16 protein-coding genes are annotated in these 17,247 nt (G+C 71.1%); 10 read left to right on the top strand and 6 right to left on the bottom strand.

The features are described from left to right. Positions 1-36: 36 nt before the first annotated feature. Positions 37-2,403: a helix-turn-helix transcriptional regulator gene (locus H4W30_RS03810; protein ID WP_192741511.1), complete on the bottom strand. Its 2,367-nt coding sequence runs from the start codon at positions 2,401-2,403 to the stop codon at positions 37-39. A 48-nt stretch (positions 2,404-2,451) separates the two neighbouring features. After that, the gene (locus tag H4W30_RS03805; protein WP_192741510.1) at positions 2,452-3,048 is read right to left on the bottom strand and encodes a QsdR family transcriptional regulator; all 597 of its coding nucleotides are present in this window, start codon (positions 3,046-3,048) and stop codon (positions 2,452-2,454) included. A gap of 140 nt (positions 3,049-3,188) precedes the next feature. Between H4W30_RS03805 and bdeA the strand changes: the two genes are divergently transcribed. The 6 genes from bdeA to H4W30_RS03775 all read left to right on the top strand — a co-directional run bounded on the left by bdeA (position 3,189) and on the right by H4W30_RS03775 (position 8,767). After that, a complete protein-coding gene (gene bdeA / locus H4W30_RS03800) occupies positions 3,189-4,049 on the top strand; it encodes a bis(hydroxyethyl) terephthalate hydrolase (RefSeq protein WP_192741509.1) in 861 nt (286 codons plus the stop codon). A gap of 80 nt (positions 4,050-4,129) precedes the next feature. Next, positions 4,130-4,879 (top strand): ABC transporter ATP-binding protein, encoded by a 750-nt coding sequence (locus H4W30_RS03795; RefSeq protein ID WP_192742413.1) that lies wholly within the window; start codon positions 4,130-4,132, stop codon positions 4,877-4,879. Further along, positions 4,866-5,570 carry an ABC transporter ATP-binding protein gene (locus tag H4W30_RS03790; RefSeq protein ID WP_192741508.1) on the top strand — a complete coding sequence of 235 codons (705 nt, stop codon included), beginning with the start codon at positions 4,866-4,868 and terminating at the stop codon, positions 5,568-5,570. Before H4W30_RS03795 ends, H4W30_RS03790 begins: the two co-directional genes overlap by 14 nt. 11 nt (positions 5,571-5,581) lie before the next feature. Then, on the top strand, positions 5,582-6,460 hold the full coding sequence (locus H4W30_RS03785; protein ID WP_192741507.1) for a branched-chain amino acid ABC transporter permease: 879 nt from the start codon (positions 5,582-5,584) through the stop codon (positions 6,458-6,460). A gap of 1 nt (position 6,461) precedes the next feature. After that, positions 6,462-7,463: a branched-chain amino acid ABC transporter permease gene (locus tag H4W30_RS03780; RefSeq protein WP_192741506.1), complete on the top strand. Its 1,002-nt coding sequence runs from the start codon at positions 6,462-6,464 to the stop codon at positions 7,461-7,463. Then, positions 7,460-8,767 (top strand): ABC transporter substrate-binding protein, encoded by a 1,308-nt coding sequence (locus H4W30_RS03775; RefSeq protein WP_192741505.1) that lies wholly within the window; start codon positions 7,460-7,462, stop codon positions 8,765-8,767. Before H4W30_RS03780 ends, H4W30_RS03775 begins: the two co-directional genes overlap by 4 nt. Positions 8,768-8,916: 149 nt before the next feature. Here H4W30_RS03775 and fahA read toward each other — a convergent pair whose 3' ends face one another. The 3 genes from fahA to H4W30_RS03760 all read right to left on the bottom strand — a co-directional run bounded on the left by fahA (position 8,917) and on the right by H4W30_RS03760 (position 11,554). Beyond that, entirely contained in the window at positions 8,917-10,092 is a 1,176-nt protein-coding gene (gene fahA, locus H4W30_RS03770) for a fumarylacetoacetase (RefSeq protein ID WP_192741504.1), read from the bottom strand. Next, positions 10,089-10,931 carry a hypothetical protein gene (locus H4W30_RS03765; RefSeq protein ID WP_192741503.1) on the bottom strand — a complete coding sequence of 281 codons (843 nt, stop codon included), beginning with the start codon at positions 10,929-10,931 and terminating at the stop codon, positions 10,089-10,091. Before H4W30_RS03765 ends, fahA begins: the two co-directional genes overlap by 4 nt. An 80-nt stretch (positions 10,932-11,011) precedes the next feature. Beyond that, the gene (locus H4W30_RS03760; RefSeq protein WP_192741502.1) at positions 11,012-11,554 is read right to left on the bottom strand and encodes a MarR family winged helix-turn-helix transcriptional regulator; all 543 of its coding nucleotides are present in this window, start codon (positions 11,552-11,554) and stop codon (positions 11,012-11,014) included. Between the two features lie 206 nt (positions 11,555-11,760). On the opposite strand from H4W30_RS03760, the gene H4W30_RS03755 reads away from it, so the two are divergent. Genes H4W30_RS03755 through H4W30_RS03745 form a run of 3 tightly spaced genes read left to right on the top strand, consistent with a single transcriptional unit; the run spans position 11,761 to position 14,353 of the window. Further along, positions 11,761-12,378 (top strand): DUF1989 domain-containing protein, encoded by a 618-nt coding sequence (locus H4W30_RS03755; RefSeq protein WP_192741501.1) that lies wholly within the window; start codon positions 11,761-11,763, stop codon positions 12,376-12,378. Further along, positions 12,375-13,487 (top strand): oxidoreductase, encoded by a 1,113-nt coding sequence (locus H4W30_RS03750; protein WP_192741500.1) that lies wholly within the window; start codon positions 12,375-12,377, stop codon positions 13,485-13,487. The genes H4W30_RS03755 and H4W30_RS03750 overlap by 4 nt, the downstream gene beginning before the upstream one ends. Continuing rightward, positions 13,484-14,353, top strand: a complete 870-nt coding sequence (locus H4W30_RS03745; protein ID WP_192741499.1) for a polysaccharide deacetylase family protein — start codon at positions 13,484-13,486, stop codon at positions 14,351-14,353. Before H4W30_RS03750 ends, H4W30_RS03745 begins: the two co-directional genes overlap by 4 nt. On the opposite strand, the gene H4W30_RS03740 is transcribed toward H4W30_RS03745, so the two are convergent. Next, positions 14,341-15,900: a helix-turn-helix domain-containing protein gene (locus H4W30_RS03740; RefSeq protein ID WP_192741498.1), complete on the bottom strand. Its 1,560-nt coding sequence runs from the start codon at positions 15,898-15,900 to the stop codon at positions 14,341-14,343. The genes H4W30_RS03745 and H4W30_RS03740 overlap by 13 nt on opposite strands. Positions 15,901-16,018: 118 nt before the next feature. Between H4W30_RS03740 and H4W30_RS03735 the strand changes: the two genes are divergently transcribed. Continuing rightward, the gene (locus H4W30_RS03735; RefSeq protein ID WP_192741497.1) at positions 16,019-17,221 is read left to right on the top strand and encodes a serine/threonine-protein kinase; all 1,203 of its coding nucleotides are present in this window, start codon (positions 16,019-16,021) and stop codon (positions 17,219-17,221) included. Positions 17,222-17,247: the final 26 nt, after the last annotated feature.

Genomic DNA, 17,247 nt, shown 5'->3' with positions numbered 1-17,247 from the left:
AATCACGCGAGTTACGCCTTCGATCACGCGAGTGCGTCATTCGCCGGCGGCGACGCGGCGCGCGAGTTCCACGCGGGACCGCACTCCCAGTGCCGTGAAGATGTTCCGCAGGTGGTGATCCACCGTGCGATGGCTGATCACCAGCCGCCGCGCGATCTCCTTGTTCGTCTCCCCCGCTGCCACCAGCCGGGTGATGGCGTCCTGCTGCGGGGTGAGCCCGGCGAGCGACCGGTGCGGGGTGTCGACGGTCTCGCCGGTCGCCCGCAGCCCGGACCGCGCCCGTTCGGCGAACCGGGTCGCGCCGACGTTTTCGAAGCCCCGTAAGGCATCGCGGAACTGGTCGCGGGCGTCGCGGGTCCGGCGATGCCGTCGCAGCAGGGTGGCGTACGCGAACCGGGTCCTGGCGAGTTCCATCGCGCCACCCGCCCGCCGGTGCGCCTCGATGGCCAGTACGAAACGCCGTTCCGCGGTCTCCGGATCCGCCGCGGTCAGCGCGTGACAGCGGTGGCTCAGCGCGAGCCAGCAGGGTTCCGCGCCCGCGAGGGTCCAGCGGTCGAACACCTCCAGCGCGACGAGCGCGCGTTCGGGCCGCCCGGAACAGACGGCCGCTTCGACGAGTTGCGGAGTGGCCAGCACCCGGATGACCGGCTGGTCGCCGGAAACGCCCGAAGCGAGATCTTCGAGCCTGCTCAACGCGTCGTCGGGCCGGTCCTCGGCCAGGTCCAGACAGGCGTTCGCCCACGCGGCGACCGCGGCGGGCCTGCCGAGGCCGCGTTCGGCGATCCCCTCGGCCGCCTCGTCCAGCTCCGGTACGCGGTCACCGAGCAGGGCGGCGGCCAAGCCCAGCAGCGTCAGATGCTCCATCCGCAGGTTGTGCGGTGCGCGCAGCCCGTCGCGGGACGCCGCCCGCGCACAAGGGATTCGGTCGAGCGCGATCGCCGAGAGCGACAGGTAGATCAGCGCCCACGGCAGTTCCGCGTGCCGTTTGCCGAGCCGCGCGCGGCTCACGGCCGCGGCCGCGTATTCGTGCGCCCGTTCGGCATGCCCGCGGGCGAAGGCCGCTTCGGCCGCCCAGACGGCCCCGGCGACGTCCGAGCCGGCCATCCCTTTGGCGACGGCGTCCGTCAACGGAGCGACGGCGTCCTCGTGACGGCCGACGTAAACCGAGGTGAGACCGTGGAAATGGGCGGAGGCCAGCTCGTCGCCCGCCGGGACCGTCCGAGCGAGGGCCCGGTAGCCGCTCAGGTCACCGCCGAGCCTGCGCGCCTCACCCGCCAGCAGGAGCGCGCCCGCCGGGTCGGGCAGCAGTTCCGCGGCCGCGCCCAGTTCGTGGGTGGCGACGGCGGGATCGCCGTCGCGCAGCTCGATCTCCCCGTGCAGCAACGCCACCGCGCCCGGCGCGGTGTCCACTTTGGACAGAAGCAGGCGCGCCCAGCCCGGTCTGCCCGCCTGCCAGGCCGCGTCCGCCGCCGCCAGGAGCCGGGCCGCCCTGGTCCCCGGATCGGCGGTCAGGGCGGCCGCGCGTTCGAGCTGCCGGGCCGCGGCCGCGTGATCCACCGCCGGTGCGGCGGCGAGCGCGTCCGCGAGCGGCTCGGACGGCGTGGCCGTCGCCATCGCCCGATGCCAGAGCGCGTCCGGCCCCTCCTCGGCTGAGGCCAGCCGCGCGTGCGCCGCCCTGCGGTCGGCCGGGGACGCCGCCGCGTACCAGGTCGCCTTCCTCGCGGAGAAGTCCATGCAGGTGGCCAGAAAACCGAGACGTTCGTCGAGCCGCATCGCTTCGAGCTCGGCCGCATAGCGAGGCAGACGCTCCCGCAGGACCGGCGAGACCGGCTCCCGCCCGGCCGCCTGAGCGGGTGTCAGCGAAGCCGCCAGCGCGACCAGGTCGGCCGGGTTCCCGTCACCCAGTTCGACCAGCTGCGGGCGCACCCCGGCGGGCACGCCGCGGTCACGCAGCACCTGATCGGCGGCGGAATCGGTCAGCGGCGGCAGCTCGACGGAGTCGAACTCGTCGGATCCGGACCGCGAGGCGAGCACCATCCCGACCGGCGCGCCCGCCAATCGCCTGGCGGCGAAACCCAGCGCCGCCAAGGATTCCGGATCGACCCAGTGCGCGTCGTCGACCCAGCAGATCGTCGGCGCCGAAACCGCGCCGAGACGTTCACGCGCCTCCGCGCCGCCCGAGACCGGCGCGCCGAACATCCGCTGCAGGGCGCCGTAGGGCAGCTCGCGTTCCGCGCGCAGGCCCCGCACACCGACGAGCCGGACGCCGAGGGTGGCGCGCAGCGCGGTGAGCAGGGCCGACTTACCGAGCCCTTCCGCGCCGCGGACCAGCACGGCACGTCCGGCGGCCGACCGCAGCCCGCCGAAGAGGTCGTCCCTCCCCCGCAGCGGGTACACAGGCATCGGCGCCTCCTCGAGATCCCTCTCGATGAAACACCAGACGCAAGTGTTTCACAAGGTCTTGCTCGGCACCCGTCCTTCCACGAGCGCCCCGAGCAGCGTCGACGCCGCTTCGAGATCGGGGGTCCGGGAGGCGAGGACGTCCGAGTACAGGAACGCCTCCCCCAACCGCACGATGGCGTAACAGAGGCTGTCCAAGCCGACCGCCGGTTCGAAACCGCCGTCCTCGACGTCGCGGCGAAGAAGCTCGACATGCGCCGCGATCACCCTCGGCTGGACGCGTCCGTGCGGGTCGGTCAGCAGCCGGATCGCCAGCACCGGCTCGTCGTCGAGGAAGCGCCGGAACCCGGCACTCGCCGCCAGCACGGACCGGTACTCGCGCATGATCGAGAGACAGCGCAGTTCACCGGCCGCGTTGCGCACCACGTCGCCCTCATCGCGCTCCCAGGTGCGCGCGGCGGCCGTCAGGGTGCGCTCGGACAGGTAGTAGAGGGCATCACCGAGCAGGTCTTCCCGGTTGCCGACGCGGCGGAACAGGGTGCTGCGCGAGATGCCCAGTTCCTGGGCGAAGGCGGAGGTGTCGACGCGGACGCCGCGATCGATCCACCGCGCCGCGGTGCGGACTATGTCCTCGGCTGAGGGGTTCACGATCGCCGATCGTACGGGCGACCGGCCCGGCGGGAACGCTCGCGGACCAAGACTGGCGATTTCACCGATGCAGCGGGCTCCGGCCGTTTGCCACAGTCCATCACCACGGACCGTGTTCAACGGCGAACGGAGACGGCACCATGCGCAGTACGACTCGGATCCTTTGTGGACTGGCCACCGTCGCGGCACTCACTGTCGCCCCCACGGCGGCCTACGCCGCCGAGAACCCCTACGAACGAGGACCCGACCCGACGGAAAGCAGCATCGAAGCCACCCGCGGCTCGTTCGCGGTATCCCAGACCTCCGTGTCGAGTCTGGCCGTCACCGGCTTCGGCGGCGGAACCATCTACTACCCCACCAGCACCGCGCAGGGCACGTTCGGCGCGGTCGCCATCTCGCCCGGGTTCACCGCGACCCAGTCGAGCATCGCGTGGATGGGCCCGCGGCTGGCGTCGCAGGGCTTCGTGGTGTTCACGATCGACACCAACACGATCTACGACCAGCCCGACAGCCGAGGTGACCAGCTCCTGGCCGCGCTCGACTACCTGACCCAGCGCAGCACCGTCCGCTCCCGCGTCGACACCACCCGGCTCGCGGTGGCCGGCCATTCGATGGGCGGCGGCGGTTCGCTCGAAGCCGCGCAGGACCGGCCGTCGCTGCAGGCCGCGGTGCCGCTCGCAGCGTGGAACACGCAGAAGTCGTGGTCCACCCTGCGGGTGCCGACGTTCGTCATCGGCGGCGAGTCCGACTCCGTCGCGCCGGTGGCGTCGCACTCGATCCCGTTCTACACCAGCATTCCCGCTTCGTCGGAGAAGGCGTACATGGAGCTGGACAACGCGAGCCACTTCTTCCCGAACACGGCGAACACGACCATGGCCAAGTACACGATCTCGTGGCTGAAGCGGTTCGTGGACAACGACACCCGCTACGAGCAGTTCCTCTGCCCCGCTCCGGACGACCGCACGATCAGCGACTACCGGGACACGTGTCCGCACGCCTGAGTGTCATCGGTCCCGGCGCGCCCGCGCCGGGACCTCCTCTCTCCGTTGGGAGTTCTTGCGTGACCCTGTCGACCTTCGAGATGTCCGGTGTGACGGTGACCTTCGGTGGTCTCGTCGCCTTGTCGGACGTCTCCCTGACCGTCGCGCCGGGCCGGGTGCTCGGGGTGATCGGCCCGAACGGGGCGGGCAAGACCACGCTCTTCAACGTCGCGTGCGGTTTCGTCCGCCCGGACACCGGCACGCTGACCTGGCGCGGGCAGGAACTGCGGCGGCTGCGCCCGCATCACCTCGCCGGCCTCGGGATCGCCCGCAGCCTGCAGGAACTCGGCCTGTTCGACCGGATGACCGTGCTGGACAACGTCCTCGCGGGGGCGGGCAGGCACACGGAATCCGGCTTCTGGTCGTCGTTGCTGGGCTTGACGAAGGACGAGAAGGCGCTGACCGAGCGAGCGATGGCTCAGCTGGAGGCGTTCGACATCGCCGACGTCGCCCATCGCTATCCCGCGAGCCTTCCGTACCCGGTGAGGAAGCGGGTCGCGCTGGCGCGGGCGCTGGTGAGCGAACCCGACCTGCTGTTGCTCGACGAACCGGCGGGCGGCCTGTCGTCGGCCGAGATCGACGAGGTCGGCACGCTGGTCCGCGGCCTGACCGAGCGGATGTCGGTGATGCTGGTGGAGCACCATATGGATCTGGTGATGGGCGTCTGCGACGAGATCGTGGTGCTGGACTTCGGCAGGGTCATCGCCCGCGGCACCCCGGACGAGATCCGCGCGGATCCGGCGGTCCAGGCGGCCTACCTCGGCGAGGAGGTGGCCGGTGCTGACCGTTGAGAACCTTTCGGCGAGCTACGGCCCGGTGCGCGCACTCGACTCCGTGAGCCTTTCGGCCGCGGAGGGCGAGATCACCGCGGTGCTCGGCGCGAACGGCGCGGGCAAGACCACCTTGCTGCGCACCATTTCCGGTCTCGTGCCACCGGCGGGCGGCGAAATCTCGCTCGCGGGCCGGGACTTGCGCCGAGTGTCCACAGAGGACCTTCCCGCGCTCGGGCTCGCGCACGTCCCCGAAGGCCGCGGCGTGCTGGCCGAACTGACCGTCGAGGAGAACCTGCGGCTCGGCGCGCTCGGGGCGCGCGGCCGCGCGACGGCGGCCGATCTCCGCCGGATCTACGACCTCTTCCCGGCGCTGGCCGACCGCAAGAACGGTCTCGCGCACGTCCTTTCCGGCGGGGAACGGCAGATGCTGGTCATCGGCCGCGCGCTGCTCTCCCGGCCGAAGGTGCTGCTGCTGGACGAACCGTCCTTGGGCCTCGCGCCCCGGATCGTGGCGCGGATCTTCGGCTTGCTGCGCGGTCTCGTGCACGACGAAGGGCTGGCCGTCGTGCTGGTCGAGCAGAACGCGCGCAGCGCGCTGTCCATCGCCGACCACGGGGTCGTGCTCAACCTCGGGCAGGTCGTCGTCCGGCGGGACGCCGCCGCGCTGGTCGCGGACGACGCCCTCCGGCACGCCTACCTCGGATTCTGAAAGGGACCCCTGTGCAGCAACTGCTGACCACCGCGCTCACCGGCCTGACGCTGGGCGTGGTCTACGCCGCGTTTGCGCTGGCGCTCGTGCTCATCTGGCGGGCGACGCGGATCGTGAACTTCGCGCAGGCGCCGATGGCGATGATCACCACCTACCTCGCGCTGGTCCTCATCGACGCGGGCTGGTCGTACTGGGCCGGTTTCGCCGTGGCGCTGCTTTCGGGACTGGTGCTCGGCGCGCTGGTGGAACGGTTCGTGATCCGGTTCGTCTCCGGGAAACCCGAGATCAACGCCGTCATCCTCACCCTCGGGCTGTTCATCGTGCTGCACGCGCTGGCGGCGCTGGTGTTCGGCTCGCGGTACCGGTCGTTCCCGGCGCCGTTCGGGCTCACCGGTTTCCGGGTCGGTGACACGACGATCGCGCTGACCGGGTTCGGCGTGTTCACCATCGCCGCGGTCGGCGTGGTGCTGATCGGGCTCGTGTTGTTGTTCCGCGGTACCGATCTGGGCCTGCGGATGCGGGCCGCCGCCTTCGACCGGGAGGTGGCCCGCCTGCTCGGCGTGCGGGTCGGGCGGATGCTCACCCTCGGCTGGGCGCTGGCCGCGCTCGCCGGTTCGCTGTCCGGTCTGCTGATCGCCGGCGGCGGCCTCGTCCATCCGTCCTATATGGACGGTGTGGTGGTGTACGGTTTCGTCGCCGCGGTGCTCGGCGGGCTGGACAGCCCGGTCGGCGCGGTCGTCGGCGGCGTCGTCCTCGGCCTGTCGCTGAGCCTGGTGAGCGGCTACATCGGCTCCGAGCTCGTTCCGCTCGCCGCGCTGGCACTGCTCATGGTGGTGCTGCTCCTGAAGCCCGGCGGCCTGTTCGCGAGCGTTCGTGAGCGGAGGGTTTGACATGCCACGCCGCACTCTGCTGATCGCGCTCGCCGCGCTGGTCGTCGTCGTACTGGTCCTGGAGACCTCCGGACCGTTCCTGACCTCGCAGCTCACCACGATGGCGTACTTCGCGATCGCGGCCGCGGGCCTGACCGTCCTGACCGGGCTCAACGGGCAGCTCTCGCTCGGGCACGGCGCCCTAATGGCCGTCGGCGCGTACTCGACGGCGCTCCTGCTGAAGTCGGAATTCCTTCCGCTGCCGGTGATCCTGGTGCTGGCGATGGTGATCACGCTGGCCGTCGGGGCCCTCGTGGGCGTCGCCGCGGCCAGGCTGCACGGACCGTATCTCGCCGGGGCGACGCTCGCGCTCGCCGTCGCGGTCCCCGGGATCCCGTTGTTCTTCGGCGAAGCGCTCGGCGGCGAGCAGGGCTTGCCCGTGCGGATGCCGGAGATCCCCGGCTGGCTGGCGGACGCCGCGTACTTCGTCACGGGGCAGGAACTCACGTCGATCCGTTACCTCGCTTACCTTTCGTGGCTCGCGGTGATCATCGTGTTCGTCCTGCTGGCGAACCTCTCCCGCGGCCGCGTCGGACGTGATTGGCGGGCGGTGCGCGACGAAGACGTGGCCGCCGAACTGGCCGGGATCGACCTCGGCCGCACGCGGGTGCGGGCGTTCGTCGTCAGTTCGGGCTGCGCGGGGCTGGCCGGAGCGCTGATGGCGTTGTCGGCGCGGCTGGCGGCGCCGAGCGGATTCGCGCTGACGTTGTCGCTGCTGCTGGTGTCCGCGGTGGTGCTCGGCGGGCTCGGGAGCCTGACCGGAGCGCTCGCCGGGGCCGCGCTGCTGACCTTCCTGCCGCCGCTGGTGACCGGCGCGGGAACGGATCTCGGCCTGTCCGACGTGCAGGCCGCGCATCTGGCGCCGTTGATCTACGGCCTGGTCACCGTCCTGATCGTGCTGCTCGCGCCCGCCGGTCTCGCGGGTGGGCTGCGGAAACTCATCCACCGGAGGAGAACTTCATGAAACGCTGGACCAAGGCCGTGGCCGTCTTCCTGGCCGTCACGGTCACCGCCGCCTGCGGCGCGGGCGGCAGACCCGAGGGCGAGCAGAAGGGTTCGACGGTCGGCGTCACCGACACGACCATCAAGATCGGGGCGCATTTCCCGCTGACCGGCGTCGCCGCGCCGGGCTACAGCGAGATCCCGAGCGGTCACCAGGCCTACTACGACTACGTGAACGCGAACGGCGGCGTCAACGGCCGCAAGATCGAGTTCGTGGTGAAGGACGACGGCTACAACCCGACCACCACGAGCGCGGTCACCGACGAACTGGTGCTCAAGGAGGAGATCTTCGCGATGGTCGGCGGCCTCGGCACGCCGACGCACAGCGCCGTCGTCGATTTCCTGAACAACTCCAAGGTGCCGGACCTGTTCGTGTCCTCGGGTTCGCTGCGCTGGGGCGACGATCCGAAGAAGGCGCCGTTCACCTTCGGCTGGCAGCCGGACTACGAGATCGAAGGCAAGATCATCGGTGACTGGGTGCGGCAGAACCTGCCGAACGCCAAGGTCGGCCTGTTCCTCCAGGACGACGACTTCGGCCGCGACGGAGAGAAGGGCGCCCGGCGTTATCTCGGCCAGCAGATCGTGGAGGTCGCAAAGTACTCGCCCGGCAACACCGACATCGCGCCGCAGATCGCGAAACTCAAGGCCGCGGGCGTGGATCTGGTGCTGGGCTTCACCGTTCCGTCGTACACCGCGCTCTCCCAGCTGGCGTCGCTGAAGATCGGCTTCAAGCCGAAGTGGGTCTACAGCAACGTCGGCTCCGATCCCGCGCTCGTCGGTTCACTGCTCGCGCGGTTCTCCGAAGGCAAGGTCACCAACGGCGCGTCGCTCATCGACGGCGTGGTCACCACCGAGTACCTGCCCGGTGTCGACGCGCCGGACAACGCCTGGACGAAGCTGTGGCAGAACGTCTGGAAGGCCCACGGCAAGGGCGGCGACCTGACGAACTACCGCATCTACGGGATGGCGCAGGCGTACACGTTCGTCCAGGCGTTGCAGGCGGCCGGGAAGGACCTGACGCGCGAGCGTCTCGTCGAGGTGCTCCAGCAGTCCGGGAAGACGTTCCAGGGACCGGGTCTGGCGCCGTTCCGGTACACCGCCGACAGCCACCTGGGCATCTCCGGCATGTCGGTGGTCGAGCTCAAGGGCGGCGTCGGCAAGGATCTGACGCCGGTCCTGGTGTCCGACCTCGGCGACGCGCCCATCAAGGCGGACGACTCCGCCGCGAACGACGCGCCGCCGCCCAACGGGATTCCGGGGAACTGAACGGTGACAGAGGGGCAGCTTTGACGCCAGGTCTCCGGTAACGGACCATCGGCAACCGGCCACCTGTCGCGAAAGCCACTTTCGGGACACCAGACGTCCCGAAAGTGGCTTTCGCGACACACCACACCGGTCACAGCCGCCGCATCGGCTCAGTTCGACGGCAGAACGCGCCCGCGCACCTCGCCGAACCCGATCCGCGAGCCGTTCGCGCCGGGCGCGGTCCCGGTGATCACGACCTCGTCGCCGTCCAGCAGGAACGTGCGCTCCTCCCCCTTGACCGTGAGCGGTTCCTTGCCGCCCCAGGACAATTCGAGGAAAGCGCCGCGCTGGTTCTTCTCCGGTCCGGAGATCGTGCCGGAGCCGTACAGGTCGCCCGTGCGCGAGGAAGCGCCGTTGACCGTCAGGTGCGCGAGCATCTGAGCGGGCGACCAGTACATCTCGCGGAACGGCGGGCGGCTGACCTCCTCGCCGTTCCATTCGATGACGAGGTCGATGTCGAGGCCCCACGGTTCGCTCTCCCGCAGGTACGGCAGCGGCTCCGGGTCCGTCTGGCCGGGCAGCGGGATTCGCGCTGCCTCCAGCGCCAGGATCGGCACCACCCAAGGGGAGATCGACGTCGCGAAGCTCTTGCCGAGGTGCGGACCCAGCGGAACGTATTCCCAGGCCTGGATGTCGCGGGCGGACCAGTCGTTGAGCAGGACCGCGCCGAAAACGTGGCGGGTGAAGGAATCCGGGGTGATCGGGGTGTTCAGCGGGGTGCCGGTGCCGACGATGAACCCCATCTCGGCCTCGATGTCCAGCCGCGTGCTCGGCCCGAACACCGGCGCCGCTTCGGCCGGGGCCTTGCGCTGGCCGCTCGGGCGCACGATGTCCGTACCGGAGACCAGGACGGTGCCGGACCGGCCGTGGTAGCCGACCGGGAGGTGCTTCCAGTTGGGCAGCAACGGTTCCGCGTCGGGCCGGAAGAGCCTGCCGACGTTCGAGGCGTGGTGTTCGGAGGCGTAGAAGTCGACGTAGTCCGCGACCTCGATCGGCAGGTGGAGGGTCACCCGTTCGATCGCGTGGACCGCGCCGTCGGGGACCTCGCCGGAGACCAGGTCGCGGATCCGCTCCCGGACCGCCACCCAGCGGTCGTATCCCTGCGCCATGAACGGGTTCAGCGCCGGCGCGGCGAACACGTCGTCACCCAGCGCCGCTGCCAGGTCGAGAACGGAGTCGCCGACGCGCACGCCGACGCGCGGGGAATCGCCGTCGACGGAGAACACGCCGTACGGCAGGTTGTCGATCCCGAACAGGGAGCCTGCGGGGATGTCGATCGTGGTCATGCCTCTCCTCGGGGCGCGTCGAGCAGGCCGAGTCCGGCCAGTTCGGTCAGGGGGTCGGTGATGCTGCAGGTGCCGAACGACGTGAAGGCCGCGCGGAGGGCGGCGGCTCGATCCGCGTCCAGTTCCCGGAGCCGCCCGGCGATGACGGCGCCGTCTCGTTCGGCGAGAACGGCTTCGGCGTCGCCGTCGGTGAGGACGGCGTCGGTCGCGAGCATCAGGTTGAGGAAGCCGTGCTGTTCGAAGCCGGTCTCCGGATCGGTGTTGCGGAGGGCGTGGTGCAGCCCGGCGGTGGCCTTGAACGGAACGCCCGCCCCGACGGCCGCCCGGACCGCGGCGGCCAGTTCCGCTTCGCCGGGGTACAGCTCGGCACGGACGCCACCGGTGCGGAATTTCGCGTGGTGACCGGTGCCGGAAAGGGCGGTCAGCAGCGGGACACGGCGCTCGTCGCGCGGGATCTCGACGAAGACCGGCGCGGTGGCCCGGGAAATCCCGGTGAGCACCTCGTCCGGGCCCATCCCTTCCGGGACGGCGATCTCGAGCGCGTCGAGTTTCACCGGGAGTTTCTTCACGGCGTCGAGCACGCCGTCGAGCTGGGCGGGCCCGCCGGGGAGGGTCACCGAGACCGGCAGCGGGGTCGCCCGGTCCCCCAGCACTTCGGCGAGGTCGCCGAGCGCGGTGGCGGCGATGACGAGCGGGCCGACGAGGCCGGCGTACCAAGCGTCGAGGTGCTGGTTGTGTGCCGCGACGGCGTCCGGCAGCGGGGCCAGACCCGGCGGGAACACCGCGGCGTCGTCGCACAGCCCGGCGAAGAGCGCGGGAATCCGTCCGCCGTCCACCATGGTCTCCTCCTCGCCGATTTAGTTCATGCTTTTACTACCCCTGAGGCAGGGTAGTCCGGTCGTCCGCGCGACGGGAAGGCCTACTTGCGGCTCCGGGTGCCGAACTCGGCGCGGCTCGTGATCAGCTTGCCCAGCAGCATGACGAGGATGCGCTGTTCGGTCTCGGTCAGCGCGTTGGTCCAGCCGAATTCGCGCTCGTTGTGCTCGCGGAAGACGGAGACCATCTCCTTCTGCCCCGCCTCGGTGAGCGACAGCTGCACCGACCGGCCGTCGCGCTCGTCCGGGACCCGATGGAGCATCCCCTCCGCGACCAGCGTCTTGACCAGATTCGACACCGCCGCCCGGCTCATCCCGGTCAGCCGGGCGGCGCTCGTCGGTTCGAGCGGCCCGGCGAGCCACACAACGAACAGCAGCCGGAACGCCGACCACGACCGGCCGCGCGGCCGGTGCACCGCGGCTTCGAGGTCGTAGGTCACCAGGTCGGAGGCGCGATTCAGGGTCAGCAGCACCTCGGTCGCCAGCTGGTGCCGGAAGCCGTACTCGTGCGCGAGCCGTCGGTTCGCCAGCGCCACGAACGACCAGAAATCGAGCCCGGCCGCGTCCACAGCGTCGACGTCTTCCATCGGCGAACCCTAACCCGGCTCCGCGAAAATGGTCAAAGTCGAAACTATCTCACCGCGTAACTCGCGTGATTGGAGCGGTAACACGGTGTTGCGGCTCCAATCACGCGAGTTACGCCTTGCCCGATTGGAGGTTTCTCTATCGATACGCCTGGATAGTGGAGGTTTATCCATAGCTTGCCGCCCGTCCGCCCCTGTTTGCTGGAGCCATGAGCAGAACGGAAGTGCCACCGGGGACCGCCAAGGCCGTCCGCGTGGCCGCAGGGGATCTCGTGCGGGTGATCGACACCGAAGGCGGCCAGGTCGGCGACGTGTTCGCCTTCCGCGACGGCGGCGGGACCGAACTGACCGAGCACCACAGCGCGGCGCACACCCGCGCCGGGGTCGACAGGCTGTTCCCCGCGGTCGGCGAAGCCTTCCTGACCGACCTGCGCCGTCCGATCCTGACGCTGATCGAAGACACCTCACCCGGCGAGCACGACATGCTCGTCCCGGCGTGCGACCCGGCCCGATACACCGCGTTGGGCGCTCCGGGCCACCGGTCCTGCGCCGCGAACCTGCGTGAGGCGCTGACGGCCGAAGGCCTCGGCTTCACGGGCCCGACGCCGCAGCCGATCAACGTCTTCATGCGCGTCCCGGTCGGCGGGGACGGACGCCTGAACTGGCTGACCGCGAACTCGCGGCCCGGCGACGCGGTGACCCTGCGCGCCGAGATGGACTGCGTCGTCGTGGTCTCCGCCTGCCCGCAGGATCTCGTCCGGATCAGCGACGCCGGACTCTCCCCGCTCGCCATCGAAACCGTCCACAATGGAGGAAACCGGTCATGACGACCACCATCGAACACCCCGCGCTGGCCCCCACCACGCTCGGCCGCCTCGCGCTGCGCAACCGTTACGCCGTCGCCCCCATGTCCCGCGTCTCGGCAAGTCCCGACGGCACCCCGACCGGCGAGATGGCCGACTACTACGCCGAATTCGCCCGCGGGGGCTTCGGGCTGGTGTTCAGCGAAGGCACCTATCCCGACAGCGCGGCCAGCCAGGGCTACCTCAACCAGCCGGGCCTCGCGCGGGACGAACACGTCGCGGGCTGGCGCGTGGTCACCGCCGGAGTCCGCGCGGCGGGCGGCCGGATGATCGCGCAGCTCATGCACGCCGGGGCGATCGCGCAGGGCCACCCGAACACCGTCGCTCCTTCGGCCGTCCAGCCGCGCGGGGAGATGATGCGCGCGTACGGCGGTTCCGGGCCGTGGCCGGTGCCGCGCGAGCTGACCACCGCCGAGATCGACGACGTCGTCGAAGGTTTCGCGGCAGCGGCCGTGCGTGCCCGTCAGGCCGGGTTCGACGGCGTCGAGGTGCACGCGGCGAACGGATACCTCCTCGACCAGTTCCTCACCGACTACACCAACCACCGCACGGACTCCTACGGCGGACCGGTCGCGAACCGGATCCGGCTGACCGCCCGCGTCGTGACCGCCGTCGCCGAGGCCGTGCCCGAGCTGGTGACCGGCGTGCGGCTGTCGCAGACGAAGGTCAACGACTTCACCTACCGCTGGCCCGGCGGCCGCGAAGACGCCGAGGTGATCTTCGCCGCGGTCGCCGAAGCGGGCGCGCAGTACCTCCACATCGCCAGCGAGGGCCGGAACTGGCTCGAGACGGCGAAGCTGGCCGACGGCGGCACCATCACCGCGCTCGCCCGGCAGGTCACCGGGCTGCCGGTGATCGCCAACGGCGGGATGCACGACCTCGCCCAGGCGCACGAGGTGCTCACCGGCGGGCATGCGGACCTGCTCTCGCTCGGCCACGGCGCGCTGGCCAACCCCGATCTGCCCGCCCGCGTCGCGGCGGCGCGGCCCCTGGCCGAGTTCGACCGCGCGATGGTCTCCCCGACGGTCACGGTGGCGAACGCGCGCCGTTGGCGGGAGAGTCGGCAGGCGTGACGGAACCAAGCTGGCACGGCGGCGCGGCCGCGGTGGCGACCCTGACCTTCGACGTGGACGCGGAATCCCCGATCCTCGCGCGCGGGCGGGGCTACGCCGACCACCTCTCGACCATGTCCCATCAGGCGTACGGACCCAGGGTCGGGGTGCCGCGCATCCTCGACCTGCTCGGCGAACTGGCCGTGCCCGCGACGTTCTTCGTGCCGGGCTGGGTCGCCGAACAGCGGCCCGGCCTCGCCGCCACGATCGTGGAGCGCGGGCACGAGGTGGCCCACCACTCCTACAGCCACCGGCCGCCGACCACGATGACCGCCGCCGAGCAGCGTGCCGATTTCGAACGGGGCATGGCGGTGTTCGCCGCACAGGGCATCGAGATCAGCGGGCATCGCGCGGCGGGCTGGGAGTCCACTTGGGACACTCCGGCACTGGTCGCCGAACACGGGTTGAGCTACGACTCGTCGCTGATGGCCGACGACCGGCCGTACCTGATCGAAACCGCGGCGGGCCGGATCGCCGAGTTGCCGGTGCACTGGTCGCTCGACGACTGGGAGCAGTACGCGTTCCTTCCCGCGCCTCAGGTCGGCTCGGTGATCACGTCTCCGGTGCGGGTGCTGGAGATGTGGCGCGCCGAGCTGGACGCGATGCGCCGCTACCGATGCCTGTTCAACCTGTGCCTGCACCCGTTCCTTTCGGGGAGGCCGGGACGGCTGGAGGCCGTGCGCTCGCTCATCGAGTTCGGGCTCGGTCTCGGCGACGTCCGGTTCGCCCGGTGCCGTGACGTGGCCGCCGCGGCGCTGGCCGACCCCGCGCTGCCCGCGGAACCCTTGCGGCGCCTCGAAATCGACCCGGCGGTCTACCCGGACTGAGCCGCCTCCAGCGCCAGGAAGAGGTCGACCCGGTCCGCGGTCCGCCCGACGTCGCGGCCGGTCAGCTCGGTGACCTTGGCCAGCCGGTTGCGCAGGGTGTTGACGTGCACGTACAGCGCCGCGGCGGTGGCCGCCCACTGGCCGTCGTGGTCGAGGAACGCCCGCAGGGTCGTCTCCAGGTCGCCGTCGCGGACGCGGTCGTGCTCGCGCAGCGGACCGAGCAGGGCGTCGGCGAAGGTGTGCCGCCACTGCTCGTCGTGCGACTCCAGCAACAGGCGATAGCTGCCCAGTTCGGCGAAGCTCGCCGCGACCGGGCCGCCGCGCCTGCCCCGGAGCACGCGGCAGGCTTCGCGGCTGCGTGACAGCGGCACCCGCAGTTCGGCGGCGCCGGGCACGGGATCGGCGAGTCCGACCACCACGCGTCCTCCGGCGAGCCGGTGCGACACCGCCGCCGCCAGCCGCGGCGCGAAGGCGGCGGGCGACTGCCGTCCCGACCGGAACGGCAGTACCGCGACGACGTCCTGGCTGCCCGCCGCCACGACCGCGGGCAGCCCGTCCGCCAGCAGGAAATCCGTCACGGCCTCCGCCATCCCCGCCCGCGTCGCGGCGTCGTCGCCCGCGAACGCCAGCGCGATCACGGACAGGGGCCCGTCCGGGTCGACGCCGAAGGCCCGCAGCCTGCCGGGCACCTCCGCGGCGCGCTGCGCCCCGGACAGGACCATGTCCAGCAGTTCGACGGCGAACCGCATCTCGATCGCCTGCACCGCCTGGTGCCGGGCCACCTCCAGGCTGAGGTAACGGGCGGTCTGCTCCAGCGCGTCCCGCTCCTCGCGAGTCAAATCGGCCACCGGCCGCAGGCACAGCAGCGCGGCGTCCGCGTCGCCGATCGCGCCCACCGGGAACAACGCCGCCCGCGTCCCCGCGCCGAGATCCGCCTCCAGCGGCGGCGGATGCCCGGCCAGCGCCTCCGCCGCGGCGCGTGCCTGCCCGGCGTCCAGTTCGGCACCGGCGGACGCGAGCTCCCGGCCCATCCGGTCCACGACGGCCAGCGGGAGCTCGTGCTCACGACGGAGGATCGCGAGCACCCCGGCCGCGCCCGCGCCCCGCGACAACGCCGAGGTCAGCTCGTCGCCCCGGCGCACCATCGACATCAGCGCGTTCTGCCGGTCCGCGGCCTGGATCGCGGCCGCGGCCCGGGTGACCGCCGTGAACGGAACCGCCACCGAGATCTCAAGCAGGGGCAATCCGGCTTCCCGGCAGGCCTCCGCGAGTTGCGGAGGAGTGTCGCGCTGCTCCACGCGCAGGCCGAAGATGATCCCCGCCGCTCCGGCGCCGGCCACTCGCGCGACGAAGTCCGCCGGGGCGACGCGGTCCAGCCACAGGCCGTTGGTCAGCACGACCTCGTGTTCGCGCACGTACGGCCCGGGGTCGGGGAGCTCGGTGTTGTGCACCCACAGCACCTGCCCGGTCAGCGCGCCGTCGCGGCCGGGGACGACCACCCGCAGTTCGAGAGCCGGGTCGTCGACCAGGGCCGCCAAGGTCAGCATGACTGTGAATATATCCAGCCGGGTAGGTCCTTTATGGATGAACGGCCATTTCATCGTTTTGTCATGAGCGCTGATTAGCGTCCTTCGAAGACCACTTCAGGATTCGAGGAGAACCACTGTGACGGCAGTTTCCCGCACGATCGCCGAGCGCTACACCCTGCTCGAGGAGCTGGGGCGCGACGGGACGGCCGTGCTGTGGCGCGCCGAGGACGGGCCGGACGGCGACCGGGTCACGATCAAGGAACTACGGCTCCCCGGCCACGAGCCCGCCCTCGTCGAGCGGCTCCAGCGTGAGGCCCGAGTCGCGCTGGATCACCCGTCGGTGGTGCCCGTCCACGACGTCGTGGTGACGGACGGGACGGCGTTCATCGTGATGGGCCCTGTGGAAGGGCGGACTCTGGAGGACGTCGCGGCCGCGGGCCCGCTACCGCCGCGGTTCGTGGCGGACCTCGGCGGACAGGTGCTCGGCGCGCTCACCGCCGCACACACCGCGGGCGTCGTGCACGGGGACGTGCGGCCCTCGAACATCCTGGTGGCTCCCGACGGCACGGTGAAACTGACCGGTTTCGGGATCGCCAAGGCCCTCGACCCGGCCGGCACCCCAGCGTTCCTCGCCCCCGAAACGATCGCGGGGCACGAAGCCACTCCCCATTCCGATCTCTGGTCGGTCGGCGTGACCATGCTCAGCGCGAGCGAGGGCGGGAACTTCTTCCAGCGGGCGAACGTCGCGGCCACGCTGTACGCCGTCGTCAACGAGCAGCCGCCCTTCAACCGGACGCCCGCGCCACTGGCGGACGTCCTCCGCGGGCTGCTCGCGAAGGCACCGCAGGCACGCATGCTGCCGGACCAAGCGCTCCCGCTGCTGGCCCAGGCCGCGAGCGGGGTCGAAACCCCCGTGCCGCAGCCGTCTTCTCCCGGGCTCGGCATGCCTTCGATGCCCGCGATCCTGGCCGGCGTGGCGAGCATCCTGTTCGGCTTCTACGTGTTGACCGACGCGATGGTGATCCACCAGGCGTATCTGTTCGACGTGTTCTGGCCGCCGATGCTCCTCGCCCGCGTCGGCATCGTCCTGGCGGGCGTGTTTTCGATCGTCGGTGGCGGTCTCCTGTTCGCCAGCGTCCGCCGCGGACAGGTCATGACCGCCGTCGGCGCGGGGCTGACGTTGCTCAGCCTGCTCCTGCTGCAGACGCTGGACGAACGGGAACACCTGGGCCGTGCCCTGCAACCGGGGCTCACTCTCGACCTCGTCGCGCTCGTCTTCGCCGCCATGCTGGTCATCGGCGTGTGGCTGGTCCCGGCCAAACGCCCTGCTGTGGGCTGATCCGCTCACAGCAGCGAAACCGGCGG

The organism is Amycolatopsis roodepoortensis (genome assembly GCF_014873915.1).
GTDB classification, from domain to species: domain Bacteria; phylum Actinomycetota; class Actinomycetes; order Mycobacteriales; family Pseudonocardiaceae; genus Amycolatopsis; species Amycolatopsis roodepoortensis.
The sequence above is the reverse complement of the archived record's forward strand: the minus strand, read 5'-3'. Positions and strand labels throughout refer to the sequence as shown.